Origin of the sequence: Methylobacter sp., assembly GCF_030680395.1 — a bacterium.
In the GTDB taxonomy this organism is placed as follows: domain Bacteria; phylum Pseudomonadota; class Gammaproteobacteria; order Methylococcales; family Methylomonadaceae; genus Methylobacter_A.
Map to the genome: position 1 here is coordinate 51,335 of NZ_JAUXVR010000021.1, position 25,870 is coordinate 77,204.

At 45.6% G+C, this 25,870-nt stretch carries 26 protein-coding genes; 14 read left to right on the forward strand and 12 right to left on the reverse strand.

Annotation, left to right across the window (positions count from 1 at the left end; genetic code table 11):
- Positions 1–11: 11 nt before the first annotated feature.
- From Q8L79_RS08235 to Q8L79_RS08245, 3 genes are all read right to left on the reverse strand, one after another.
- Positions 12–1,565, reverse strand: coding sequence for an NADH-quinone oxidoreductase subunit NuoF (locus Q8L79_RS08235; RefSeq protein ID WP_305269925.1), 1,554 nt, complete (start codon positions 1,563–1,565; stop codon positions 12–14).
- Entirely contained in the window at positions 1,562–2,038 is a 477-nt protein-coding gene (locus Q8L79_RS08240; protein ID WP_305269926.1) for a formate dehydrogenase subunit gamma, read from the reverse strand. The genes Q8L79_RS08235 and Q8L79_RS08240 overlap by 4 nt, the downstream gene beginning before the upstream one ends.
- A gap of 370 nt (positions 2,039–2,408) precedes the next feature.
- Positions 2,409–2,807 carry a hypothetical protein gene (locus tag Q8L79_RS08245; protein ID WP_305269927.1) on the reverse strand — a complete coding sequence of 133 codons (399 nt, stop codon included), beginning with the start codon at positions 2,805–2,807 and terminating at the stop codon, positions 2,409–2,411.
- Between the two features lie 131 nt (positions 2,808–2,938).
- Between Q8L79_RS08245 and mobA the strand changes: the two genes are divergently transcribed.
- The 4 genes from mobA to Q8L79_RS08265 all read left to right on the forward strand — a co-directional run bounded on the left by mobA (position 2,939) and on the right by Q8L79_RS08265 (position 9,566).
- A complete protein-coding gene (gene mobA, locus Q8L79_RS08250; RefSeq protein WP_305269928.1) occupies positions 2,939–3,538 on the forward strand; it encodes a molybdenum cofactor guanylyltransferase MobA in 600 nt (199 codons plus the stop codon).
- A gap of 171 nt (positions 3,539–3,709) precedes the next feature.
- Positions 3,710–7,369, forward strand: a complete 3,660-nt coding sequence (locus Q8L79_RS08255; RefSeq protein WP_305269929.1) for an EAL domain-containing protein — start codon at positions 3,710–3,712, stop codon at positions 7,367–7,369.
- 146 nt (positions 7,370–7,515) lie between these two features.
- Positions 7,516–8,730 carry an argininosuccinate synthase gene (locus tag Q8L79_RS08260; protein ID WP_305269930.1) on the forward strand — a complete coding sequence of 405 codons (1,215 nt, stop codon included), beginning with the start codon at positions 7,516–7,518 and terminating at the stop codon, positions 8,728–8,730.
- A gap of 224 nt (positions 8,731–8,954) precedes the next feature.
- Positions 8,955–9,566 (forward strand): hypothetical protein, encoded by a 612-nt coding sequence (locus Q8L79_RS08265; protein ID WP_305269931.1) that lies wholly within the window; start codon positions 8,955–8,957, stop codon positions 9,564–9,566.
- Between the two features lie 78 nt (positions 9,567–9,644).
- Here Q8L79_RS08265 and Q8L79_RS08270 read toward each other — a convergent pair whose 3' ends face one another.
- Positions 9,645–9,983 (reverse strand): cytochrome c, encoded by a 339-nt coding sequence (locus tag Q8L79_RS08270; protein WP_305269932.1) that lies wholly within the window; start codon positions 9,981–9,983, stop codon positions 9,645–9,647.
- Positions 9,984–10,192: 209 nt separating this feature from the next.
- A complete protein-coding gene (gene cysG, locus Q8L79_RS08275) occupies positions 10,193–11,587 on the reverse strand; it encodes a siroheme synthase CysG (RefSeq protein ID WP_305269933.1) in 1,395 nt (464 codons plus the stop codon).
- Positions 11,588–11,669: 82 nt separating this feature from the next.
- On the opposite strand from cysG, the gene Q8L79_RS08280 reads away from it, so the two are divergent.
- Complete coding sequence (locus Q8L79_RS08280) at positions 11,670–11,900, forward strand: sulfurtransferase TusA family protein (protein ID WP_305269934.1); 231 nt, start codon at positions 11,670–11,672, stop codon at positions 11,898–11,900.
- Positions 11,901–12,059: 159 nt separating this feature from the next.
- Here the strand turns inward: Q8L79_RS08280 and Q8L79_RS08285 are convergent, their stop codons facing one another.
- Positions 12,060–12,587, reverse strand: coding sequence for a DNA-deoxyinosine glycosylase (locus tag Q8L79_RS08285; RefSeq protein ID WP_305269935.1), 528 nt, complete (start codon positions 12,585–12,587; stop codon positions 12,060–12,062).
- 260 nt (positions 12,588–12,847) lie between these two features.
- Here Q8L79_RS08285 and Q8L79_RS08290 point away from each other — a divergent pair, with 260 nt between their 5' ends.
- The 6 genes from Q8L79_RS08290 (at position 12,848) to Q8L79_RS08315 (ending at position 19,505) form a co-directional block, all read left to right on the forward strand.
- Entirely contained in the window at positions 12,848–15,712 is a 2,865-nt protein-coding gene (locus tag Q8L79_RS08290) for a response regulator (RefSeq protein ID WP_305269936.1), read from the forward strand.
- Between the two features lie 273 nt (positions 15,713–15,985).
- A complete protein-coding gene (locus tag Q8L79_RS08295) occupies positions 15,986–16,468 on the forward strand; it encodes an SRPBCC family protein (protein ID WP_305269937.1) in 483 nt (160 codons plus the stop codon).
- A 43-nt stretch (positions 16,469–16,511) separates the two neighbouring features.
- Positions 16,512–16,967 (forward strand): PAS domain-containing protein, encoded by a 456-nt coding sequence (locus Q8L79_RS08300; RefSeq protein WP_305269938.1) that lies wholly within the window; start codon positions 16,512–16,514, stop codon positions 16,965–16,967.
- Positions 16,968–17,010: 43 nt separating this feature from the next.
- Positions 17,011–17,841, forward strand: a complete 831-nt coding sequence (locus tag Q8L79_RS08305) for a sterol desaturase family protein (protein WP_305269939.1) — start codon at positions 17,011–17,013, stop codon at positions 17,839–17,841.
- A gap of 30 nt (positions 17,842–17,871) precedes the next feature.
- On the forward strand, positions 17,872–18,828 hold the full coding sequence (gene msrP, locus Q8L79_RS08310) for a protein-methionine-sulfoxide reductase catalytic subunit MsrP (protein WP_305269940.1): 957 nt from the start codon (positions 17,872–17,874) through the stop codon (positions 18,826–18,828).
- Positions 18,828–19,505 carry a sulfite oxidase heme-binding subunit YedZ gene (locus Q8L79_RS08315; protein WP_305269941.1) on the forward strand — a complete coding sequence of 226 codons (678 nt, stop codon included), beginning with the start codon at positions 18,828–18,830 and terminating at the stop codon, positions 19,503–19,505. The genes msrP and Q8L79_RS08315 overlap by 1 nt, the downstream gene beginning before the upstream one ends.
- A gap of 162 nt (positions 19,506–19,667) precedes the next feature.
- On the opposite strand, the gene Q8L79_RS08320 is transcribed toward Q8L79_RS08315, so the two are convergent.
- Entirely contained in the window at positions 19,668–20,558 is an 891-nt protein-coding gene (locus Q8L79_RS08320) for a phosphate-starvation-inducible PsiE family protein (protein WP_305269943.1), read from the reverse strand.
- 360 nt (positions 20,559–20,918) lie between these two features.
- Here Q8L79_RS08320 and sodB point away from each other — a divergent pair, with 360 nt between their 5' ends.
- The 3 genes from sodB (at position 20,919) to Q8L79_RS08335 (ending at position 22,877) form a co-directional block, all read left to right on the forward strand.
- Entirely contained in the window at positions 20,919–21,500 is a 582-nt protein-coding gene (gene sodB / locus Q8L79_RS08325; RefSeq protein WP_305269944.1) for a superoxide dismutase [Fe], read from the forward strand.
- Between the two features lie 175 nt (positions 21,501–21,675).
- The gene (locus Q8L79_RS08330) at positions 21,676–22,371 is read left to right on the forward strand and encodes an SDR family oxidoreductase (protein ID WP_305269945.1); all 696 of its coding nucleotides are present in this window, start codon (positions 21,676–21,678) and stop codon (positions 22,369–22,371) included.
- A gap of 5 nt (positions 22,372–22,376) precedes the next feature.
- Positions 22,377–22,877 (forward strand): DUF3455 domain-containing protein, encoded by a 501-nt coding sequence (locus tag Q8L79_RS08335; protein ID WP_305269947.1) that lies wholly within the window; start codon positions 22,377–22,379, stop codon positions 22,875–22,877.
- Here the strand turns inward: Q8L79_RS08335 and Q8L79_RS08340 are convergent.
- From Q8L79_RS08340 to arsC, 5 genes are read right to left on the reverse strand one after another with little or no spacing between them, the layout of a single operon-like run.
- Positions 22,865–23,791, reverse strand: a complete 927-nt coding sequence (locus Q8L79_RS08340; protein ID WP_305269949.1) for a ketopantoate reductase family protein — start codon at positions 23,789–23,791, stop codon at positions 22,865–22,867. The two genes, Q8L79_RS08335 and Q8L79_RS08340, sit on opposite strands and share 13 nt — an antisense overlap.
- Complete coding sequence (gene hda / locus Q8L79_RS08345; protein ID WP_305269950.1) at positions 23,784–24,488, reverse strand: DnaA regulatory inactivator Hda; 705 nt, start codon at positions 24,486–24,488, stop codon at positions 23,784–23,786. The genes Q8L79_RS08340 and hda overlap by 8 nt, the downstream gene beginning before the upstream one ends.
- A 2-nt stretch (positions 24,489–24,490) precedes the next feature.
- Positions 24,491–24,844, reverse strand: coding sequence for a DUF2069 domain-containing protein (locus Q8L79_RS08350; protein ID WP_305269952.1), 354 nt, complete (start codon positions 24,842–24,844; stop codon positions 24,491–24,493).
- Positions 24,841–25,434: an NAD(P)H:quinone oxidoreductase gene (gene wrbA, locus Q8L79_RS08355; RefSeq protein WP_305269954.1), complete on the reverse strand. Its 594-nt coding sequence runs from the start codon at positions 25,432–25,434 to the stop codon at positions 24,841–24,843. Before wrbA ends, Q8L79_RS08350 begins: the two co-directional genes overlap by 4 nt.
- A gap of 11 nt (positions 25,435–25,445) precedes the next feature.
- Positions 25,446–25,793: an arsenate reductase (glutaredoxin) gene (arsC, locus tag Q8L79_RS08360; RefSeq protein WP_305269957.1), complete on the reverse strand. Its 348-nt coding sequence runs from the start codon at positions 25,791–25,793 to the stop codon at positions 25,446–25,448.
- Positions 25,794–25,870 lie beyond the last annotated feature (77 nt).

Here is a 25,870-nt window from a genome sequence, read left to right on the forward strand (position 1 = left end):
CTAAATCATTATCAGGCGGCAGAAGCTTTTGCATTTATCCCGAAATCTTCCGGGAAATGATTTAAAGCACTCAGTACAGGGTAGGGCGTCATACCGCCTAATGCACAGAGAGAGCCGTTGAGTAAGGTGTCGCAAAGATCACGTAACAAAGGAATGTTTTTGTCGAGGTTGCGACCGTTAATAATGTCGTCCATGACTTCTACGCCACGGGTGGAACCGATGCGGCAAGGTGTGCATTTGCCGCAGGATTCGATTTTACAAAATTCCATGCTATAGCGCGCCATTTCGGCCATATTGACCGTGTCGTCAAAAACGACTATGCCGCCATGACCGACTACCGCCCAGATGGCGGCAAAGGCTTCATAATCCAGGGGAGTGTCAAATTGCGATTCGGGCAGATAAGCGCCGAGCGGGCCGCCTACCTGAACGGCCCGAATCGGTCTGCCGGAAGCAGCGCCGCCGCCGAAATCATAAAGCAATTCGCGCAAGGTTAAACCAAAGCCCAGTTCGACCAAACCGGGACGCTTGATATTCCCGGCCAATTGCACCGGCAAGGTGCCGCGAGAGCGTCCCATGCCGAAATCGCGGTAATAATCGCCGCCTTTATCCAGGATAACCGGCACTGAAGCCAGAGAAATAACATTGTTGACGACAGTGGGCTGGCCGAACAAACCGCTGATGGCTGGTAAGGGCGGTTTAAAGCGTACCAAGCCGCGTTTTCCTTCCAGGCTCTCCATTAACGACGTTTCTTCGCCGCAGACATACGCGCCTGCGCCCAGTCTGACTTCCAGGTTAAAGGTAAGGCCGCTGCCTTGGATATTGTCACCTAGGTAACCTTCCTTGTAAGCGGTTGCAATGGCGGCATTGAGGACTTCGAACGCGTGAGGATATTCTATGCGCAGATAGATATAGCCTTGTGTCGCATCGACGGCCAAACCTGCAATCGTCATGCCTTCGATCAATACGAACGGATCGCCTTCCATGACCATGCGGTCTGAAAATGTGCCGGAATCACCCTCATCGGCATTGCAGATAATATATTTTTGCAGCGATGCGGTGTTGAGCACCGTCTTCCATTTAATGCCAGTTGGAAAGGCAGCGCCGCCGCGACCGCGTAAGCCTGAGTCGGTTACCGCCTGGACGATTTGCTCCTGAGTCATAGCCAGCGCATTTTTCAAGCCGCGATAGCCGTCATTGTCGATATAATCAGTCAAGCTGACAGGATCTGTTTTGCCGATGCGGGCAAAGGTCAGACGTTGCTGTTTTTTGAAGTAATCAAGCTCTTCAGTCAAGCCTAAGCCTAGCGCATGTGCGCCACCTTGCGTAAAGTCGGCATCGAACAAACCGGACACGTCGCCGGGCTGAACAGGGCCGTAGGCTACGCGTCCTTTATCGGTTGCCACTTCAACCAGCGGTTCCAGCCAGTACATGCCTCTTGAACCGTTACGGACCAGTTTAATGTCAATGCCGCGTTTTGCGGCTTCCTGAACGATGGCCGTAGCAACGCGATCTGCGCCCAATGAAACGGCGCTGGAATCGCATGGAACATAAATAGTGATACTCATGCTGATGCCTCTGTATTATTGATGACCGCATCAAAACTGTCCTCCGACACGCGACCGTAAATTTCCTTGCCGATTTGCATGGCCGGCGAACACGCGCAGTTGCCTAAACAGTAAACAGGCTCCAGAGAGAATTTGCCGTCTGCGGTCGTTTCATGAAAATCAATGCCCAGTTTGCTTTTAACATGCTCTTCCAGTTGTTTTCCGCCCATGGCTTGGCAGGATTCGGCACGACAAAGATGAATGGTTTGTTTGCCCGGCGGGGTGTCTCTGAAATAATGGTAAAAGCTGATGACGCCGTGTACTTCGGCACGAGAAAGACTAAGCGCGGCTGCAATGTCGGGAACGTTTTCGGCAGGGATATATCCCATGGCATCTTGTATGCCATGCAGAATAGGTAAAAGTGCGCCGGGCTTGTCTTTGAGTGCGGCAATTATTTCTTGCACGGTGGGTTGCGTGGAGCCTGATTCTGTCATGGTCATCTCAATATGGAGAATCCATCCTGATTAAAACAACGGCTGTTCCTGACTGTTGCATATTTAAGTGTGCCGGGTAGCATAGCACAAGATATTTTAGGTGTAAAAATGCTATAAAATGGACAAAAAATGTAAGTGTTTTGAAAGTATCGGTTATGTACCTATTTATAATGAATATTTTTTAAACGCAGTGCGTTAAAAAGAGTTGTCTGTTTTTCTGTAATACACTGTTCACGTATAGATTCATATGATGATGTTTTTTGATGGATTTTTTGCTGAACAGTATTAAGGGCGGCCGAAGCCGCTCTTTTTATCACCGCTACGCTGCATCTGCCCATACGGCCCTAAAGCGCGTGCTTTCGGTGCTTTGCTATTTCACAAAACAGTTCTTTTCCGCATATTGTTCCGCTTCCTTAAGCCGTTTTCTTAAGTCTTTGGATTGCGCCGGATCACGCAGAGCCGCACCGGCATCGCCGGTTTGGCCTTTAGTTAAATAAGTAAAGGTTTTTGCGGCTTCGTATTCGGCGAAGCTCAGTTTTTCAGCTATTTTGTCAATTTTACAACCGCAGGCATATTGAGTGATATAGGTCAGGCCGCCATGTTGTGCAACGCAATTTAAAACATATTCAACGCGGTCGCGGGTAGGGTAGTCGCTGACAAACGGCGCCGGCTCGGCTTGTTCAGCCGGTTTTTCCGGCGCTGTGGCGCAGCCTGAAATAATGGCAACTAAAGCAAGGCCGAAAATGGCAGGGGTATATTTAATGTTCATTGATGATTTTTTATTCCCATAAGTCAGAAAGTGAAAAGTATGCGTAGCTTGCAATAAACAACAGGCTTGCGAGAATAGCCTGTCGATTGAGCGATTTTGACCCTTATCTACGATATTCAAAGCTTACCATTATGAACAGTCAAACAAAAGTAGCAGGCGTGATTCTTGCCGGTGGCCGTGCCCGGCGCATGGATAATCAGGATAAAGGCCTGGTGAAGTTTAAAGGCCGCCCGATGGTCAGTTATGCGATAGCCGCGTTGGCTCCCGTTGTCGATTGTGTATTTATAAATGCCAATCGAAATATTGATCTGTACCGGCAATTCGGGTGGCCGGTTATTAGCGACCAAACCGATAGTTTTGACGGTCCTTTGGCCGGCATACTAACCGCAATGATTCATGCTGATGCCGATGTCTTGGTGGTCATCCCTTGTGATTCGCCGTTAATTAAAACGAAACATTTACAAAAACTGTTATTAACCCGCGCGGAAAATAATGCCGATGTTGCCATCGCCTTTGATGGAATAAGCTTGCATCCGGTTTTTTTGGCGATAAAGACCGCATTGCAAACCAGTCTGCAAGATTATTTAGCGGATGGTCAACGTAAAGTCGCGGTTTGGCTGGCTCAGCAGAACTGGGTTCAGGCGGATTTTAGTGACGAGCCGGAAATGTTCAGTAATATTAATACGATGACGGAGTTATCTGTGCTGGAGGAAACTAAACGTTTCAGTTAGAATCGGACGCCGTTAAGTCGATAAAAAATTCGCTCACCTCACCGACTAAATTAAAAGAGTAGCGGGATTATCAATCAGGAAGAATGTGTCATCAGTCCCATGTTTACAATGGATTTGGCTTTTTGCCGCCATATCATGTTCAGATGTCGTGAATTAAGGAAATAAAGAACTATGAATAAGCTGTTTTTCCCAGCTATTGCCCTGATGAACCGGCTGGATTACACCAGAAAATTCATGGTGCTGGGACTGGTATATCTCATCGCGATTACCGTGGTCATGTACAGTCTTTATGCAAGCCTTAATCAAGTTGCCCGTACCTCGCAGCGGCAATTGGAAGGCCTTGAATTGATCAAGCCCATTTCCAGCGCCGTGCAATTTATGCAACAGCATCGTGGGCTGTCGACAGGTGTTCTCGGCGGCAATGTAGCGATGCGCAATCAATGCGATACTAAGGGAATTGAAACAGCTGCGGCTTTTGACTCGATAGAACAGCGCCTGTCTGTCGACTTGGTTTTGAGTGAAGACTGGGTGCGACTTAAAGCCGATTGGAATAGTTTACAAAAAGGTTGGCCCCTCTGGGCGGTGGCTGAAAATTTCGCCGCACATACTGACTTGATCGACCGGATGCTGGTATTTGAGGTGCGTGTCGCTGATGACTATGCGCTGACCTTTGACGCGGATATCGATGCGTTTTACCTGATCGATACGACCGTCAACAAACTGCCGCTGGCACTTGAGAGGCTCGGACGGATACGCGCCTTCGGCACCGGCATTTTGACCCAAAAGCAAATCTCGGCCTATCAGCAAGCCGAGATGATTGCCCTGATTGCCGAACTTCGTCATGCGCTTAAGTTTCTTGCGATCAATCTTGAGAAGACAGGTCAATTCAATCCTGAAATACAAAATCCGTTACTGGCCGCAACCAAAGATATAGTCGATTCGGCGCGTCAGATTGTCGATCTTGTGCAGTCGGATATTATCACCGAGCATTTTGTCACGCCTCCTGAAGACTTCTTTAAGATGGCCACGGCCGCTGTCAACAAAGGTTACCGGCAGATGGACCAGACCTTGCTACCAAAGACGGAAGCGTTGATTACTGCGCGCATTCAACATACAAAAAATAAATTGTACGTCAGTATAGGTATTGCCGTCCTGTTGTTACTGGTGGTGCACTATTTTCTGATAGGCATTTATTACGCCATGATCGGCAGTATTCAGTCGCTGACCCGTTCGGCGCGCGTGTTCGCCGGCGGTGATATACGCGAACGTATTAATCTGGATACGCGCGACGAACTGCGTCAGGTTGGCGACAGCTTCAACGAAATGGCCGATGGTTTTAATGCGCTGCTTGCCGCCAGTCTTGAAGACAAGGCCAGTGAAACAAGGCTACGCTCAATCATTGATGCTTCCCCGGTTCCCATGGTGCTGAATGATGACCAGCACAACATCACATTCCTGAATCCTGCGTTTATTCAAACTTTCGGCTATACGTTAGAGGATATTCCAACCTTGACTGATTGGTGGGCAAAGGTAAGCCCGGATCCTGAATACCGGAAATGGATGGCTGCTACATGGCAAACAACACTTGAAGCAGTCTTGCAGGATGACAGTCAATTTAATCCTGTCGAGCTCAATATACAGTGTCATAGCGGATCGACTAAAACCGTGCTGGCGAATGCCTCGACCATCAAGCAGTCATTGGGGAGTGTTCATCTGGTTGTGTTATATGACATCAATGAGCGCAAGAAGGCGGAGCAAACGTTGCTGGAGCGCGAGGCGCGATATCGGGCGGTGGCCTATTCCGCCAACGATGCCATTATTACAGCAAATAATGCAGGAAATATTACGGGTTGGAACCGAGGCGCTGAGACTATCTTTGGTTATACGGAAGCCGAGGTTGTCGGACAGTCGTTGATGCTACTGATGCCGCAACGATACTTCGACCGGCATCTTGCCGGTATGAATCGGGTGTTATCCGGCGGAGTGTCGCACATTAACGGCAAAACAGTCGAATTATCCGGGCTGCGTAAGGATGGGAGCGAATTTCCATTGGAGCTTTCACTGGCAAAGTGGGAGGCTTCTGAAGGTTGGTTCGTCACCGCTATCATCCGTGACATAACCGAGCGCAAACAGGCTGAAGTCGATCTTCGCATTGCCGCTATCGCCTTCGAGACTCAGGAGGCCATGATGATTACCGATACCAATCAGATTATTCTCAGAGTCAATCAGGCGTTTATCAGGATCACCGGGTACAGCGCCGAAGAAGCCGTCGGTCAGACGCCCGCATTGCTCAAGTCCGGTTATCAGGATGCGCAGTTTTATCAAGCCATGTGGGAAAGTTTGGCTCGTGACGGCTACTGGCAATCTGAAATCTGGAACCGACGCAAGTGCGGCGATGTCTATCCCGAACGAATTACCATTACCGCTGTGACCAATGCCGAGGGTAATGTGGTTAATTACGTTGGGACTTTTAATGACATGTCTCAACACAAAAAGGCGGAGGAAACCATTCACGATCTGGTTTTTTATGACCCGCTTACCAAGTTACCTAACCGTCGTTTGCTGCTGGAGCGATTGAAACACAGCATCGAAGTGGAGCGACGTGACGGCAAACAACTTGCGTTGATGATGCTGGATTTGGATCGATTCAAAGTGATTAATGACAGTCTGGGATATCTGGCCGGTGACGAACTGCTGCAACAAGTCGCTACAAGAATAGCGACCCGGTTGCGTAAAGTCGACATAGTTGCCAGATTGCGTAAGGTGGACTTGCTTGCCCATCTGGGTGGCGATGAGTTTATCATGCTGTTGGAAGACATTACGCACACGGAAGATGCCGCACGGGTGGCTGAACAGATTATCGCAATTTTGAGCAAGCCTTTCTATTTAAGTCAAGGCGATGAAATACATATTACCGCCAGCATTGGCATCAGTCTATATCCTCAGCATGGCGACAGTCCCGACACCTTGATAAGTTATGCCGATGCGGCGCTGAGTAAAGCCAAAGCCGAAGGGCGTGGTTGTTTTGCCTATTATTCAGAAGGCTTGACGTTGGCTGCCCGTCAGCGCATCGCGCTGGAAGCCCGCTTACGCAAAGCCATTGAACAGCAGGAGTTGCGAATTTTCTACCAACCGCAGGTTGATATTGTCACAGGTCGCATTATCGGTGCAGAAGCGTTAGTGCGCTGGCTGGATCCGACTGAGGGGTTGATTGCGCCCGTTCACTTTATTCCCCTTGCCGAAGAAACAGGGCTGATTTTGGAGATTGGCGCATGGGTATTACGGGAAACCTGTCGCCAGGGCAGGCAATGGCTGGATGCGGGCTTGCCGCCGTTAACCTTGGCAGTCAATGTATCCGCTCACCAATTCCGCCGATCTGACATTGGTGCATTGGTTACAACAGTGTTGAGTGAAACCGGTTTTCCGGCAGAGCAACTGGAGCTGGAAATGACTGAGAGCGGGCTGATGGAAAGTCAAAATAAGGTTATGGAGCTCCTGAATAATCTACGTGCCCTAGGGGTGCGTTTTGCTATTGATGACTTTGGTACCGGTTATTCGTCATTGGCCTATCTCAAACATTTTCCTTTGGACTCGTTGAAAATAGACAAGAGCTTTATCGATGATATTCCGCATATTCAAGACGATATGGAAATTGCCGCCACTATTATTGCTATGGGGCATATGCTGGGTTTTAAAGTCCTGGCGGAAGGCGTGGAGACGGTTGAGCAATTGGCATTCTTGCAGGACAAAGGCTGCGACGCTTACCAAGGCTATCTTAAAAGCAAACCGGTGCCGGCTGACGAGTTTGTTAAGTTGCTGTTAGAGCAATAGTCAGAATAAGACGCAGATTGTTAATGCAAAATTTTTTGCATCATGTTGCTATCAACTCCTTGTGCTTTTAATCACGCGTGTGTTGCTGCCGAAACTTGTATTTTCGGGTATAATTTGCAACATTTTTAACTCAGGGTATAGGTGTTATGTCGGAAATCAATAAAGTTGTATTGGCTTATTCCGGAGGTCTGGATACTTCCGTTATTCTTAAGTGGTTACAGGATGTTTATGCTTGTGAAGTCGTTACCTTTACAGCTGATTTGGGGCAGGGCGAAGAAGTGGAGCCCGCACGAGCCAAAGCACAAGCGATGGGCATTAAAGACATTTATATTGAAGATTTGCGCGAGGACTTTGCGCGCGATTATGTTTTTCCGATGTTTCGTGCCAATACGGTTTACGAAGGTGAATATTTGCTGGGCACATCCATTGCCCGTCCTTTAATCGCCAAGCGGCTCATCGAAATCGCCAATGAAACCGGTGCGAATGCCATTTCTCACGGCGCGACCGGCAAAGGTAACGACCAAGTGCGTTTTGAGCTGGGCGCTTACGCATTGCGTCCCGATATAAAGGTGATTGCCCCTTGGCGGGAATGGGATTTAACTTCTCGTCAAACGCTGCTGGCTTATGCTGAAAAACATAATATTCCGGTGGAAATGAAAAAAGGTAAAACGTCGCCCTATTCGATGGATGCCAACTTACTGCATATTTCTTATGAAGGCCGGATTCTGGAAGATCCTTGGGCCGAGCCTGAAGAGGATATGTGGCGCTGGACTGTTTCACCTGAATCTGCGCCCGACCAAGCGACTTACATTGAGCTGACTTACCGTCAGGGTGATATTGTCGCCATTGATGATGTACCTTGCACACCTGCGACAGTTCTGGAACAGTTAAACAAAGTTGCAGGCAGCAATGGTATCGGTCGATTGGATATTGTGGAAAATCGCTATGTCGGCATGAAATCGCGCGGCTGTTATGAAACACCGGCCGGCACGGTGATGCTCAAAGCGCATCGTGCGATTGAGTCGTTAACGCTGGACAGGGAAGTGGCGCATTTAAAGGATGAACTCATGCCGCGCTATGCGTCTTTAATCTATAACGGTTACTGGTGGAGTCCTGAGCGAGAAATGATGCAAACCATGATAGATGCGTCTCAGGCGAACGTTAACGGTAAAGTCAGGCTTAAGCTTTATAAGGGCAATGTAGTCGTTGTCGGTCGCGCTTCCGATACCGACAGTCTGTTTGATGAAAGTATTGCGACGTTTGAAGATGATGGCGGCGCATATAATCAAAAAGATGCCGAAGGCTTTATCAAATTAAATGCACTGAGAATGAGAATAGCCGCTGCCAAGCGATTAAGCTAATGTTATAGGCAGCATAGAGTTGGGGGTTTTATGCTGCCTTGTTTGCACTATGTTGTCTGTTTTATATCCGGAATGTATTTAAATAAAATGCAGAAGTTGTACATTAAACTTGTATAATCGCGAGCTAGGTAGCACTACTGCCGACATGGTTTGTTATAAAAATAATAATTGTTCGGTCAGGATGGTTGGTTGCCATAGGTTCCTGGTTCGAGAGGGCGTAATTAATGAGCGATATAGATAAGATAAATTCAGTAGTAGAGGCATTGCCCGGCAGCTCCTCTACGGTTCTGCAAAGAATACCTTCGCATCATGCATTAACAAAAGTTAACAGATTGTTGCTGACTATAATCTGTTCCTTGATGGTTGTCGTTTTGATAGGGGGCTTTTTATTGTTTCCAACCGACAGCTTCTTAACGCGCTATAAAAACGTCACGGCTACCGAAACTTATGCGGCTGAGATGAATCCCGTATTTTCAGCGGAAGTTAACGCTCTGAAAGGACAGCTGGTCGGCTTGGTCAGCGGTTCAATTGAAAATAAATTAAACGCATTGGAAGAAAGTATTCGGGTAGGCTCGGTTTCCAGCTCTATAGGCACGATAGAAGATCTGAAAAATGACCTGAAAGTTCTCCGCTCTTATTCCGAGCCCGCCAAGAAAGGAAAAATGGTTGTTTCTAATGAGCAGCTAATGCAGGAAATGTCGCAATTAAAGCGTCTGATCTATTTGACTATTGCTTCTTGCGGATTAATGCTGGCGGCAGTTGCGGGTATCTGGATTAAAAATCGCAACCGATTACCTTATAAAGAAACCAAAACAAGTTATTTGGGTAAGGATTAGTTTTCAGTCTTTTTGAACATAAAAAAAGCCGCCCCAGTCGTAGACTGGGGCGGCTTTTTTATGTTTACCAATCAGGGATTAGTTGCCGCCCAGATATTTGTACAAAGCGTCAACAGCTTGATCTTCGCCGTATCCAGCTTTAACGACAGCCGGATTTTTCATGATCTCAGCGATGGCTTTAGGCATGCCGCCTTTGCCTTCTTTAAGAACGGTTTCGAATTTCGCTCTGTCCAGTTGGCCGCCTTTAATTAAAGTAGTTAACTGTGGATTTGAAGCGATATCATGGCAAGTGCCGCAACCGCGACCGAAAGCGCGTTCATAAATTTTCTTACCGACATCAGTGGCTTCGTCAGCAAATACTTGTCCGCTTAAAGTGATTAAAGCGATACCCGCTAATGTACCTAATGTTTTTTTCATGTTGATCTCTCCTCGTGGTAGTAAAAAAGAACTGTTGTTTATTTTTGAAAAAAAACAGTTCGATTAAAAGTCAAACCCGTAAAGCATAGGGAATTTGACAGTAAAATTCAATTGTTTTATTTATTTTCCCTGAATAATATTATCAACAATGGCTATGAATAATAACTGAATCGTTTGGTCAGTCGTCAAGTTAATTAAGCATCATAACCTTAATCAGACTGAGATGTCTGAAACCAGTTCAGCTTGTCATGCAGCGACACGACCGTGCCTATAATGATCAGGGTGGGCGGCTTGATGTCCTGACCGGCAACCTTGTCCGGCAGTGTTTCCAAGGTTCCGGTAATCACCCGCTGGTTGGTTGTGGTGCCTTGCTGCACAAGGGCAATCGGTAAGTCTTTGGGACTGCCGTGCGCAATCAAAGACTGGCAGATTTTTTCCAGACCGGCCAGTCCCATATAGATAACGATGGTTTGATTCGGTGCTGCAAGTTGCATCCAGTTTAAATTGACGGAATTATCCTTCAGGTGTCCGGTGACAAAGGTGCAGGATTGCGCATGATCCCGATGGGTCAGCGGTATGCCCGAGTAGGTTGCGCAGCCGGACGCGGCGGTAATGCCGGGAACGACCTGGAAATTAATGCCTTGCTGCATCAAGGTTTCAATTTCTTCGCCGCCGCGGCCGAATATGAATGGATCGCCGCCTTTTAATCGTACCACCCGTTTTCCTGCTTTAGCTAAATCAGCGAGCAGGGTATTAATGGATTCTTGAGGCAGGGCATGATATTGCCGTTGTTTACCGACATAAATCTTTTCTGCATCCCGACGTGTCAAATCGAGAATCTCCGGTGAAACCAGTCGGTCATAAACGACCACATCGGCCTGTTGCATCAATCGCAGTGCGCGAAAAGTTAATAAGTCGGGTGCACCGGGGCCTGCGCCAACCAGATAGACTTCGCCGAAGTTAGTGTTTTCTTTTTGCTTGAGCAGGATTTGCTGCAATTGCTGTTCGGCCTCCTGTTCCTTGCCGGAGAAGACCAGCTCAGCGACAGAACCCTGCAAGACGTTCTCCCAGAAAATTCTGCGTTGAGCCGGTTGTTTGATATGCTGCTTGACCTTGTCCCTGAACTTATCAGCCAGGCCTGCAAGTCGACCATAAGCGGGAGGAATCACTGTTTCTATTTTAGCCCTGAGCAAGCGGGCCAACACCGGTGCAGCGCCGCCGGAGGACACAGCGGCAATAATCGGTGATCGGTCTATAATGGCCGGAAAAATGAAGCTGCAAAGCTCGGGATTATCGACCACATTGACAGGGATGTTTTGTTCTGTCGCCGTTTTGGAAACCAGGCAATTGGTCTCCGTATTATCGGTTGCCGATACTACTAGCCTGAATTCGCCAAGATCGGTCGGGGCGAATGACCGTTGTAATAACGTTAAGTTATAAGTCGCTTGCAGGCTCAATACCGTGGGACTTATCTCCTTGGCAATCACCGTGATTTTTGCTCCGGCTCGGGCTAACAATTCAATTTTTCGGGCGGCGATTTCGCCCGCACCAACAACCAGGCAAGCTTGGTCTTTAAGCTTTAAAAATACAGGGAAATAATCCATTTAGTTACGATGATTCTTGGATTTAAAAGAGAATGGTATTATAAGCGCACCAAACTTAGTTGAGAAAACTTAAAATAAGCCTATGATCGAATTTAACCTGGAAGTAGATGCCAGCGGTTTGAATTGTCCATTACCTTTGTTGCGTCTGAAAAAAGCCTTGATGGACATGTCCAGCGGCGATGTCGTCAAAGTGATCGCAACCGATCCAGCCGCACATTTGGATTTTGGCGTTTATGCCGACCAGACCGGGCATCAAATTATTCAATTGATAAAAGAATCCAATAAACAGATTTTTTATTTCCAAAAGAAATAGTGTAGCCGGAATAAGGCCGTCCAAGTGCGTAGTGCGAGATGGCGTTTCACGTCAGGCTATCCTGTCTGACGCCCTTCGGGTAAATGCAAATCTGTTCCAGACAGATTTGTCCTGCGAATCCGGTGGTGTTTACCGGAAATGCCAGTTTTTTGCTGTCGCTCAAACAGGCTTATTCCGGTCGACAGAGTTCAACGCTGTCCTCCATATATAAAACTTTTGTTCATAGGAAAGAGAGGCATGCGCCGGGCTGGTCGATGGGAGACGCATGTAGCTGACAGGAACGGTGCTGACGGTAGGCAAAACATACTGCCGGTACGCCGACTCCGCCTTTGCCCCATTGAAGAACACCGTACGGATCTTGTCATGCGTACGAAAGAAGTTTTGAAAGTCATTGACAGTAATGGAGCCGTTGTCAATTCTTGCGTCCAAGCTACCGACTCGCGTACAGGACTGCAACACATCCCAGAGTGCGATGTGAGCAGTCTTCAGTTCTTGTAGCCGAGCCTCATATGAAGAGTCCGGGGCAAACTCAAGCAATTGGGCCATGATTTTCCAGAAGGCATTACGGCGATTCGCGTAGTACTGGCCTGCCGCCAAAGATTCCTGCCCCGGCATACTGCCCAGAATTAATATCTCTGCATTACAATCCGCGATTGGTTCGAAGCAAAATAAAAGTGTTTTTGTCATTTCGGTGTACAGGGTTTAAAGCATAAAACCGCGAAAGCAGGAAGTTCAAGAAAAAAGCCAAGATAAAGCTTCATGCCTTCAATATTTATCAAATGGCTAACAGAATAACCGAAATAATTTAATAAAACAGGGTGCTTTTAAAGTTAGATTTATAATGCCGGTAGAAGTAAGCGCCCTGCAATCAAAACAAATTCCCCCAAACAATCTTGAGCTTAAACAAAATGGTTAAACGAAGTATTTTTAGAAAACTTCTCATTACGATGGTAGGTTTAATTATTGCCTTGTTGACGCTGTTAACCTTTGTTCAAATTGAGTTTCAAAAAGATGTGTTTGAAAAGGAGTTGGAAAAACGTATTGTGCTGATGAAAAGCAGGTTGATCGATAGAGGGCAGATTCTATCTGATAGTTTATCGGATCAAGTTGAGAATGGCATCGCTTCAGTTAACCTTTCTCTGGTTGCCGATCAGTTAAGGGGAGCGGTTCGGGAAAATAAGGAGCTTCATTACATTATATTAATGGAAGCATCCGGCCGGGCGTATATCCACACGCTAAAGCCGCAGTTAGAGATGGGAGTTTTATCCGAAAAAGAGGACTTGTTTGCGGCGGATCAAAAGACTGCAACGGTTAATGAGTATGTAAGCAACGGTAAACCCTTTATGGAATTTATCATGCCTATTCAAGTGAGTGCAAAGCCGTGGGGCGTTCTCCGACTAGGTTTCTCCCTGGATCTTCTTAATCAGGAGATCGTCAGTTCCCGAGAGGAGAGTACCCGTCAAATCCACGAAATGATAACGCGGTTATTAATAACCGCGGCCGTTTTTATCCTGATTGGCGCTTGTATCGTATTATTCGTATCTGAACGTCTTTCCAGGCCGCTGATGCACTTAACTCGATTGGCAAATGAGTTGGCTCAAGGTAACTTTGCGGTCAGCGACAATGTTAAAAAAAATCACCCGGATGGCGAAATCGGAGCTTTAACGACAGCATTTTCTCAAATGGCCCGGAATCTTAAGATTTCTTACGATAAGCTTGAGGAACACAGTCGGACGTTAGAGCAAAACGTAAGAAATCGCACATCCGAATTGGCAGAGGCGCGAGATCAGGCCATTGCGGCTGATAAAAGCAAATCGGAATTTCTTTCGATGATGAGTCATGAAATTCGAACGCCGATGAACGCAATCATCGGCATGACCCGGCTAGCTTTAAATACGGATCTGACTGCAAAACAGCAGGATTATTTGACTAAAGTTCAGGTGTCTTCGCGTGCATTGCTCGGGATCATTAACGATATTTTAGATTTTTCCAAAATTGAAGCCGGAAAACTGGAGCTGGAGGCTATCACATTTAATTTGGATGATGTGCTGAATGATCTCTGCAGTTTGATGAGTGAAAAAGCGGAAGAAAAAGGTCTACAGATACATTTTATTACCGCCGACGACGCGCCTTTGGATTTGATAGGCGATCCGCTAAGGTTGGGCCAGGTATTGCTTAACTTAGTCAATAACGCAGTAAAATTTACCGGCCACGGCGGCGATATTTTTATTAAAATTGCATTAGCGGACGGCGGCGAACAAGCAGGAAGAGCGGATCAAATTATGCTTGAGTTTTCTGTTAAGGACACCGGCATAGGCTTGACGACAGAACAAATAGGCGGACTATTTCAATCCTTTAATCAAGCCGATAAATCTACCACCCGTAAATACGGCGGAACAGGTCTGGGTCTGGCAATTTGCAAGCGGATGGTGGACATGATGGGCGGTGCCATTAATGTAAACAGCGAAATAGGAAAGGGCAGTACTTTTACATTTACCGGTATCTTCGGACAACCCTATGAGTTAAGTCAAAAACGAGCGGCATCGCGCGATGCTTTTCGCGGCGTAAAAGCATTAGTGGTGGATGGCAGCGAGACATCGCGGGATGTCTTATGCTTGCATTTGGAAACTCTTTTTTTTCAAGTGACGCCTGTCAATACAGGTGAGCAAGCTATTCAAATGTTGGAAAATGCCTCCGATGAAGATCCTTATCGGCTTGTGCTCATGGACTGGAATTTATCCAAAATGGACGGCATCTCGGTTGCTCGGCATATTAAAAATAATCTTAAAATTACCTGTATTCCTCACATTATTATAGTAACCACGCATAGCAGGGAGGATATTGTACAGCGGTCAAATGATCTTAATCTGGATGGTTTTCTTATTAAGCCGGTGCATTCGTCGGCGCTGTTCAGTGCAGTTGTTGAGGCATTTAACCAAAATAATGTTGATGAATATCTGTCTTCGCAAGCCTGTCATAAGAGGACCGAAAACGAAAAGCTGAATCAAATTAAAGGCGCTAAGTTGCTGTTGGTAGAAGACAATCCTATTAATCAGCAGATTGCGAGAGAAACACTGGAGCAGGAAGGTTTTGATGTCACTATCGTAATGGATGGCCGGGATGCTGTGCAAAAAATACGAGCAAGCTATTTTGATGCGGTATTAATGGACTTGGAAATGCCGATCATGGATGGCTATGAGGCAACACGAATCATGCGTTCTGAGTCGCAATTTGATGATTTGCCGATTATTGCGATGACGGCCCATGCGATGAACGATGTCAGGGAAAAATGCCTGCAAATAGGTATGAACGGCTATGTGACCAAGCCTATAGATGTTGATGAATTATTGAGAATTTTAATTGAATTTATCAAGCCGGGATTGAGAAAGGCACCGGGTTCTGGTTTGGCGAAAGCAACCCGGCAAAGACAAGCATTACTGCCGGAACTATTACCCGGCATTGATGTACAGCAGGCTTTAAAAAATGTTGTGGGAAATGTACAGCTGCTACATGACTTGCTATTGAAATTTTATGGGAGCTTTAGCGATGCACAGATCCGCTTGGATGCTTTTTTACAAGCGGGCGATGTTGATTCAGCTTTGAAATTTCTCCATGCAATGAAAGGCGTGGCGGCCAATCTCGCCATGCCGGAATTGAAAGTATGTATAGAAGCGTTGGAACAGACGCTTATTAATAAACAATGGAAATACGGGCCTGAATTATTAACCGACTTTGCGGGCGCGCAAAACAGGGTGCTTGAGTCAATTGAGCAGTTATACAGGTCTAACGATCGAGAGATAACGCCAACATAGCTTCGGATCATTGCGCATATTGGAGAAGGAGCTGTATTCGACCCTGTTTTGGACAAGGATTTATTAGGAGCAGAAACCGCATTGAAATACTATGGCGCGTGATGAGAACGGATGGCTGCTTCATTTGACCCAGTATCAAAGGCTCTGTTGATCGAAATTGTCTGAAAGTGAGTAATTAATTTGTATAAAAATTGTAATTAATTTTTATACTGGTAGATTAAAACAAGATAACAATAAAGTTGAGTAATAAGCTCAGCAAGGAATGGTTTTGCAATGCAAATTAAGTTTTCATTTGATTTATCCAAACCGGTTTCGGGTGAAGCAAGCATTGAGATCGATAAACCGATTCACGACGTTTTTTCTTATATTGGCGAGCATTTTTATGATAACTATCCTAAATGGTCTGTAGAAGTTGTTGAGTTCGAACCCCTGGATGGTAATGAGGTATTTATTGGCGCTAAAGCAAAACAAACCCGTAAAGACAACGGCGCAGAAGTCCAATCTATTTTTGAAATTACAGATTATCAACCCTGTATCAAACTTATTTTTAAAGGCCTGACTGAACCCTATAAACACAGCTATTTATTGGAAAGCAGTGAACAAACACAATCAACGCGCTTGACTTTTCGCTTCGATTTATTGGAAATCGAAGTTTTTATGCGCCCATTTGAAAAGCTGATACGTTCCGCCATTGAAGATGGCGCAGAAAATACGGTTGAAAATATCAAAAATTTAATTGCGGCTGAAAACAATTAATATCTAGTTGATTCGTAATTATCATAAACATTGGAGTTTAATTATGTCTTTTATTGTTGAAAAAGATAGCGGACTTATTCCGCAAGTGCTTTCCGCTATTTTAGATGAATGTGTTAACGGTGTAACTTTAGCTGATCCGGATTTAGATGATTCGCCAATTATATATGCCAATAAAGCCTTTGAACGGTTAACAGGTTATAGTCAAGAGGAAATCATCGGTCATAACTGCCGTTTTCTTCAGGGCGATGATAGAGATCAGCCGGCGCGTAAACAAATTTCTGAAGCAATGAAAAATCATGAAGCGCTTGAAGTAACGTTGCGCAATTATAAAAAAGACGGAACATTATTCCATAATCGTTTAAAAATAACGCCCTTATTGGATAGAAAAAAACGGGTTATTTATTATCTTGGTGTGCAGTACGATATAACCGAACAAATAACCGCTAGTAATGAAATTAAAGAATTAAACGATTTACTAACGGCCATGTCGAACAAATAAACAAGCTTTTATAATAATGGCGTAAAAACATGAAGGTATGTTTATGAAAGCAGCTGAAAATACCAATAATAGTGATGGTTTACTTTTTAATGAAGAATTATTCGGCCTTGCTATACTCGCTTTTATTTTGTTGCTAGTCTTCGAAAAAATTAAACCGTACCGTAACTTTTCTAACAAGATTAATAAAGAATCATTCGTCACCAATACCACAGCATTTTTAGTTAATAACTTGATTTTGACGGCATTAAGAGCATCGTCATTATTCCTGGTCGCGCAGCAATTCTCATCCTATGGGTTATTAGCCGATTTGGATGACGGCTTAGTTAAATGGCTACTGGCCTTTGCTTTTTTTGATTTGGCAATTTATATTTGGCATGTGGCGAGTCACAAATTCGAGTTTCTATGGCGGTTTCATAAGGTACATCATAGCGATAAAAGCTTTAATGTTTCCACCGGGTTTCGATTTCATGTTTTCGATTTATTGCTGGAAATTATTTATAAATCCATATTTGTTGTGGTTATTGGTGTCGATGCATATTTGGTGCTCTCCATCGAGATTATCGAGTTATTTTTTATTTTTTTCCATCATGCCAATCTTCATGTTCCGAACGAAGAAGCAATCTCGCAAGTCATTATTACCCCGTCACTACACCGAACGCATCATTCCACATTACGTACAGAACACGACAGTAACTACGGCATCGTTTTGTCAATCTGGGATCGAATTTTCGGAACTCGAAAAGAGCTGGTTCCTGAAAATATCGGCTTGGATTTAATTGAAGCGGAAAATTTTATACAACTGTTTTCGCTGGCATTTATTACTGAAATTAAAGTACGGCAATTATTGAGCTGGATTCCTAAAGGTAGAAAATAAGTATTGATTAACCATTAGGCAACTTTAGCGATGATTATTAAAACCACAAAAGATATTCCTGCCAGTGAAATTACCGATCCTTTGATTTTTAAGGAGCGACGAAAAATCATTAAAGCCATGCTGGCGACGGTGTTTTCAGGAGTCGGTATTGCACCGGCATTGGCGAATAACCATAACCCGGCTTGGGCGACTTTGCCAAAAAGTGACTTTTCTACTGATCTTTTAACGCCTACGCCTGCGGAACTCATTAAAAATTACACAAATTATTACGAGTTTGCATTTAATAAACAAGACTCAACGAGTCTAGCGCAAAAGTTACGTACCGATCCCTGGTCTATAGAGATAAGTGGCGAGGTGGAAAAGCCGGGTAATTATTATTTGGAAGATATTTTACGTCAGCAGACGCTTCAGGAGCATATCTATCGTTTTCGTTGTGTCGAAGCGTGGTCAATGGTTGTGCCTTGGGTGGGTTTTTCGCTAGGCAATCTATTAAAAACGGTTAAACCTTTATCAACTGCCAATTTTGTAAAATTTACCGCAGTTCATCAGCCGGAAATAATGCCCAGACAACATAATAATGCGATGCTGGAATGGCCCTATGTCGAAGGTTTACGCATTGATGAAGCCATGCATCCTTTGACAATATTGGCTGTCGGAATGTATGGAGATGTTCTGCCAAAGCAAAATGGCGCGCCGTTACGTTTGGTTGTGCCTTGGAAATACGGCTTTAAGAGCATTAAAGCGATCGTAAAAATTGAGTTATTAAAAAGACCTCCAATAACATCCTGGAGCCAATTCGCACCTGATGAATATGGCTTTTATTCTAATGTAAACCCGGCAGTTGCTCATCCGCGCTGGAGTCAAAACAGCGAGCGCCAATTAGGCAGCAGTTTTTTTACCTCGCGTCGGCAAACTGAATTATTTAACGGCTATGGTGAACAAGTAGCCTCACTTTATCGCGATATGGACTTACGGCATTTTTTCTGATGATTTTGCAAGTCAATAATTTGCGATCAAAATCTATAGCGGTCTGTTTACTACCCTTGTTATGGCTGTTTGTTGATATTGCTTTCGACAATTTAGGAGCAAATCCTATTCAAGCATTGCATATTCGTTTAGGCGATTGGTCCTTACGTTTTTTATGCTTGACTCTGGCTATTACGCCTATCCAGGCTATTACAAAATGGCGTGGCATGGCAGATTATCGGCAATTGCTCGGGTTGTACGCTTTTTTTTATGCAACCTTGCATTTACTGGCCTATTTGCTTGTAGATCATGCCCTGGTGTGGCGTATGGTCGGTATTGATATTATTGAAAGTCCTTATATTTGGTTTGGAATATTGGCTTACATTATTGTTTTTTTATTAGCGCTTACCTCGCCTAAATGGGCTAAAAAACGCATGGGTAAAAACTGGAAAAAACTTCATCGATATATTTATATGGCAGCGGTTGCAGGAATTATTCATTATTTCTGGCAACTCAAAGGTAACCTGGCTGAACCTTTGTTTTATTCAATAATAGTATTTTTATTGCTGAGTTTTCGGGTTTTAGTCTGGGTTAAAAATCGCCAGTTAAGTAAAATGATGATTCCAAGGGGGCAAAGAGCGCTGTCCTTGGTGGATGAACAAGACGTGATGCCGGAAGCGATTCGTAAACGGCGCTGAGTGACTGAGCCGAACCGGACACATTTAAATTATTTCAAAATATATCAAAATATGTCAGCCCAAAACCTGTATTGAAGCCGGAAATCCACAGGCCAAGCTTGGCTAAACGAATCAATAATCGATTGACGTAGAAAATAAAGCTTTCAATATCAATACTGCATTTTATTCTTTGCTTTGAATTAGCCAGTAAGTAATGCCCAGCGCTATCACAACCAACGCCGATGCACTCACATATTCTGCAGATAAGCCGTTGTAATCAAATACAATAATTTTTCTGGAGATAGCCATTAAAGCGGTAGCCACCACCAGGTTTACGGGGATCACATCACTTCTAATATAGACCGTAATATTCAGAAAAATTTCAACGGCAATTAACACGGCCAAAAAAGCGCCAAACGTTTCCAACATGTCGTTAATCGTCAGCAGCATAAATGGCGGCTGGGTGATTTTTTCGAAAATCACATAAACGACATCCATAATGCCAAATAAAATAACGATCACCATCAGCAAAGCCAGAAATTTGAGCCCCAGACGTATGACACGGTGCAGAAGTTGTATAAACGGATCTTCGTGCTGTATAGGCAGTTCTTCGTGCTGTGCAGGTAGTTGTTCGGCGTTCTCCAGGGTGATTTGTTTTACCAGCTTACTGTGTAGATGGGCCAATAAGGGCCCGATAATGTGCTTATGAGAGGCAAGTCCCACAGGTGTTAAATCATTTTCAAAAAAGTCGTTAAAGCCTTCCATTTCACTCAGCTCTTTGGCTTCCAGCTTTTCAAAGCCCATACTCCAGTAAGGAAATATCCGCTCCGTTATCGGCAGTTTTTCAATTAAGGTTATGTCTTTGTGGCGTTTATCTTTTTTTATGATTTCAAATGTAGCGGCAACGGCGGTCTCGTCGCCTTCCAATACCTGAAAAAAAGTGCCATGCGAATAAAGCAATACCCCGGTTATATTTTTGGCGGCGTTATTTACTCGGCAGGTTTTTAACAGCGCTAACAAATTTTCCGGACTAAAGTCTGTTATTGCGGTACTGGCGTAAGTCAGTCTGATCATTGCGGCTTTTCCGTAGGTGATTACTGATTTTGCATATATTTTGTAGGCTGCGGTTCGTAAATAGCAGTATAAGCGGCCAGACTTTGAAAGTATTATTTAAATGGGGTATAAAGCGTAGTCGCTTTCAACATATCGGGTGACAGTTTCTATCAAGACTCCAAAAGCTGGGCATTTTTGCAGGTTAGCATGGGTGCCGCATAAGCAGTTTTAACGACTTGCCTTCTTCCTGCTTGTGCTAAGCGCTTTATTTAATCGGCGAGCAATGCTAAAGTAAATGTTTATTAAAACACTTGGTATTTATTTTTGTTGCCGGCTGTTTGTACACAATATCTTACAACAACTTTAATTTAGGAGAATCCCATGGCTTTCGAACTTCCTGCTTTACCTTATGCTCAAGATGCATTGGCACCCCATATTTCTGCAGAAACTTTGGAGTATCATTATGGTAAGCATCATCAAACTTATGTGACAAACCTGAATAACCTGGTTCCAGGAACTGAGTTTGAAGGTTTGTCGCTGGAAGAAATCATCCAAAAATCTTCCGGCGGTATTTTTAATAACGCTGCGCAAGTCTGGAATCACACCTTTTACTGGAACAGCTTGGCGCCAAATGCGGGCGGCGAACCTACCGGTGCTTTAGCCGATGCGATCAATACAACTTTCGGTTCATTTGCAAAATTTAAAGAAGAATTTACCAAATGCGCAGTCACCACATTCGGTTCAGGCTGGGCTTGGCTGGTAAAAAATGCCGACGGTAGTTTGGCGTTGGTTAGCACCAGTAATGCAGGCTGCCCGTTAACGACCGGTCAAACGCCTTTGTTGACTTGCGATGTTTGGGAACACGCTTATTACATTGATTACCGTAATGCGCGTCCGGCCTATCTGGAAGCATTTTGGGCGCTGGTTAACTGGGATTTTGCTGCAAAAAACTTTTCAGCTTAATTTTTTAACCGATATTGCGTAAGTTATAACAACTGCGAAGAACGCTTGGCTTGTTTTTTCTTGCTGTCTTTGGTAGTGAGGTTTTTTACCTATTGCGCAACATCAGTTTTTAAGTAGTATAAGAAACCTCTTGCACCTATATCGATGCAAGAGGTTTTTTTATGGGAGAAATAAAATGGCTACAGTTTTAATTACCGGCGCTAATCGCGGTTTGGGTTTGGAGTTTTGCCGTCAATATGCCGAGCAGGGCTGGCATGTTATTGCCTGCTCCCGTAACCCGGATGATGCGTTTGATTTAAATAATCTCGCCAGTCGTCACTCTAATATGCAGCTGGAACAGCTGGATGTTTCAGAGTTTGAACAAATTGATGCCCTGTCCCGAAAATTAGCGGGTCTGTCGATTGACGTTTTGATCAATAATGCAGGCATTTATGCGGATAACAAAAGCAACGGTTTTGGTCATTTTGATTATCAGGCCTGGACAAACTCATTGCTAATTAATACACAGGCGCCGGTTAAGATGACAGAAGCTTTTTTACCGCAAATTAAAAAAAGCGATAAAAAATTGATTGTTGCGATCAGCAGTTTGATGGGTAGCATGGCTGATAATGACAGTGGCGGCAGTGTTTTTTACCGGTCAAGTAAGGCGGCGCTGAATGCTGCAATGAAGAGTCTGGCGATAGAGCTTAAAAGTCAGTCTGTCGGCGTGCTTATTTTTCACCCCGGCTGGGTCAAAACCGATATGGGCGGGCCTAGCGGGTTAATTAATGCCGATCGAAGCGTCGCGGGAATGTGTGCTTTGATAGAGAACTTTTCATTGGATCAATCAGGCAGTTTCGTCAAGTATGACGGCGCGCCAATGCCATGGTGAACGCTATGATTAAAAAGACATTGATTTTATGGGTGATATTGCAGGGCGCGGCTTATGCCGATGTTTCAATACCCGAACAGATTAAAGTGCCGGCGGGCTATAGCCCTGTTTTGACCGTGCATGCCAAGGGCGACCAAATTTACCAATGTGCACTCAATAAAGGCGAATATGCATGGGTAACGCAGGCACCCGATGCCAAGCTGTTCGATGCGCAAGGTAATATCGTCGGGAATCATACGGCAGGCCCTCTCTGGGAATATAAAGAGGGTAGCCGTGTAGTCGGTCGGGTAGCCAAGAAAATCGACATGGAGCCGGGCTCTTCTATTTCCTGGTTACTGGTCGATGTGGTCTCTCACAAGGGTGACGGCTTGTTTTCGAACGTCAGTTTTATTAACCGGATTAATACGCACGGCGGCTTGCCGCCTTCCTCGGGATGCGACGCTAATCATTTGGGCAGTGAAAAACGGGCTGCTTATACGGCGGATTACGTTTTTTATTCCAAATAACTCAGCTTCAGTTCCCTGAGCTTCATCAGCGCATAGACCGATTCCAGATGAGGAGCGGCTATGCCTAGTCGCTGGGCGGCGCGCAGGGCATTGCCCAGGATGGCTTCGGTTTCCATCGGCAGGCCGTTTTCATAATCCAGCAGCATGCTGGTTTTATAAGGCGGCATGGCGTAGGTATGTTCGATGTTGATGCTAATAATATCGTCGGGCAAGGGATGCCCCGCGGCGGCCGCAATGTCGCAAACTTCCTGCATAATGCTGCGCACGAACAGCTCTTGGTTTTGCAGGATGTCCAGTGTCGGCAAGCCTCCCGATAACACCGATAGCGGATTGAACGGCGCGTTCCAGACGCATTTCTGCCAGCGTCCGGTGACAATGTCTTCGGTAGCCTTGCTTTCAATACCGGATTGATTAAAGAGTTCGCAAAGCTGCGCGGTTTTGGCGCTGACGCCATTCGGCAGATTGCCTAAAGCCAAACGGCCATAAGCCAAATGCAATATCTCGCCGGGGCTGACGCGATTGCAGCCAATAAACGCCAGGCCGCTGATGACCTCATTATTGGGGAAGGCATCCAGCATTTCCTGTTCGATTTCCACGCCATTTTGAATAAAGACTATCGCTGTGTTTTGAGTAACAGCCGGGCGTATCAGGCCGATCCGGTCCAGCGTAGGAATGACTTTGGTGCAGAGTAAAACATAGTCCGCCGTTTCTTCAAAATCCGCAGCATTTTTCAAGACTTGTGTGGGGGTAAAATGCCGGCGATCTAAAGGATGGCTGTCGATGATAAAACCGTGTTGTTTTACGTGATCGTAATCGGAGCGGCAGACTACCGAGACCTCAGCGCCGGCCTTCGCCAGTAGCGAGCCGTAAAAAGCGCCGATGGCCCCAGCCCCAATAACAAGCACTTTAATCACGGCTATCTGCGTTCAGAATCTGCTTTAAAAAAGGGAGAGTTAATTTACGTTTGGCCGCCAATGATGCCCGATCCAGTTTTTCCAGCAAAGCCCATAAAGAGGCCGGATCCCTGTCGTAATGCGTCAGCAGGAAACGTCCGGCTTGCGGGGCGATTTCAAAACCCATTTGATCGGCTTTAAAAATTAATGCCGCAATGCGGTCGCTATCGGTTAAAGGCTGTATTTTTAAGGTCAGTCCCCAGTTAAGCCGGGTTTTCAGGTCGGGTAATTGAATAGCAATATCATTGGGCGCAGAAGATGCCGATACGATCAGTTTATGGCCGCGATCGCGATGCCGATTAAAAAAATTAAAAAAGGCCAACTCCCAGGCCGAGTTGCCGGCTATGCGCTCTATGTTGTCGAAACAAACGAGATCATAGTCATCAAGCCCGTTTAGTATTGCAGGGTCAGGCAACTCCGCTTGCGATAAATCAAAATAAAATGAACTGAGATTCTGATTCTGAGCTCGATGACAACAGGCTTGCAACAGATGGGTTTTACCTAGCCCCGATTTACCCCAGAGGAAGATTTGCTGTTCACCCAGACTGGCGATGCATTGTTGTAAGTGAGTGACGATTTCGTGATTGGCGCCGGGGAAAAAATCATCGAAAGTTTGATTGGCCCTGAATTCAAAATCTAATGAAAGTTGCTCTGCCATTGTCAGTTCTGTTTTTCCGCAAAGCGTATATAAAATGCCGTGCCGAAAAACAGCATCAGACTCAGCATGATTTCAAGCGATGCATACAGCCGTTCGTCGGCGTTGACGTAGGCTTCGGCCGTACCGTGGAGAAAATAAATCAGGCTGACGTAAGCCGCCCACGCGCAACTTCTAGGTTTGCGATCCAGCAAGCCGCGCATGGGCAGCAATAACGGCGTAACGGCCACTAACAAAACCAGCGCCACCGGAAAACGGGTGGATGGCGAGAGCACGGTATTCCAAAGCATCAGCAACGCGAACAGCCCGAAAAAACCGGCCAAGGCAATGATGTAGTAGTAGATCGGCTTTATGTTCATGCGGATTGTTTCAATTGAAGCGCGGTTGTAGCCAGGCGCGCACCGAGAGCCCGGCACAGCGTTTTTTCGTGATCGCTCAATCCTGAGTGATGGGTCGAGACGTGACTGGGGCCGTAAGGCGTGCCGCCCGACGTGGTTTCGCGCAACGCATGTTCGGTGCTGGGTAAGCCCAGCAGCAACATGCCGTGGTGCAGCAGCGGTAGCATCATCGATAACAAGGTGCTTTCCTGCCCGCCGTGCATGCTGCCTGTTGAGGTAAATACGCCTGCGGGCTTGCCTGACAGTGCGCCGGAAAACCAGATTTCGGTGGTGCTGTCGATGAAGTATTTTAGCGGCGCGGCCATATTGCCAAAATGGGTTGGACTGCCCAGCGCCAAGCCGTTACAGGATTTTAAATCGTCAATCGTAGCGTAAAGCGCGCCGTGGGCGGGGATGCTTTCTGCTGTTTTTTCACAGACGGTCGAAACATCGGGAACGGTTCTGAGTACCGCTTCAGCGCCGTCAACCGATGCTACGCCGCGAGCGATATGATTGGCCATGTCTGCCGTGGTCCCGTTACGGGAGAAATACAGAACCAGAATTTTTGTCATAAGCCGAGTAATTATAAAATAGCCAGTACGGCTTCGGGGGGACGGCCAAGTGCCGCCTTGCCGCCCGCGATAACAATAGGCCGTTCAATTAAAATGGGATTGTTCACCATGCCTTCTATCAGCGCCTGACGATCCAGTGAGGCATCGTCCAAGCCGTTGGCTTTATATTCGGCTTCTTTTTTGCGCATTAACTCGCGCGGCTCCATGTCCAGCTTTTGCAGAATATCATCCAGTTCCTGAGCATTGGGAGGCGTTTTAAGATACTCGATAACCTCCGGCTCAATGCCTTGCTCTTTTAACAACTGCAAGGTTTGACGCGATTTGCCGCAACGCGGATTGTGATAAATCTTTACGCTCATGGTTCACCCGCCCATTAAAATAAAAAAGCTATAATAGCATTTTTAACAAAACTCACGCTTTGAAAAAGGCAATAACG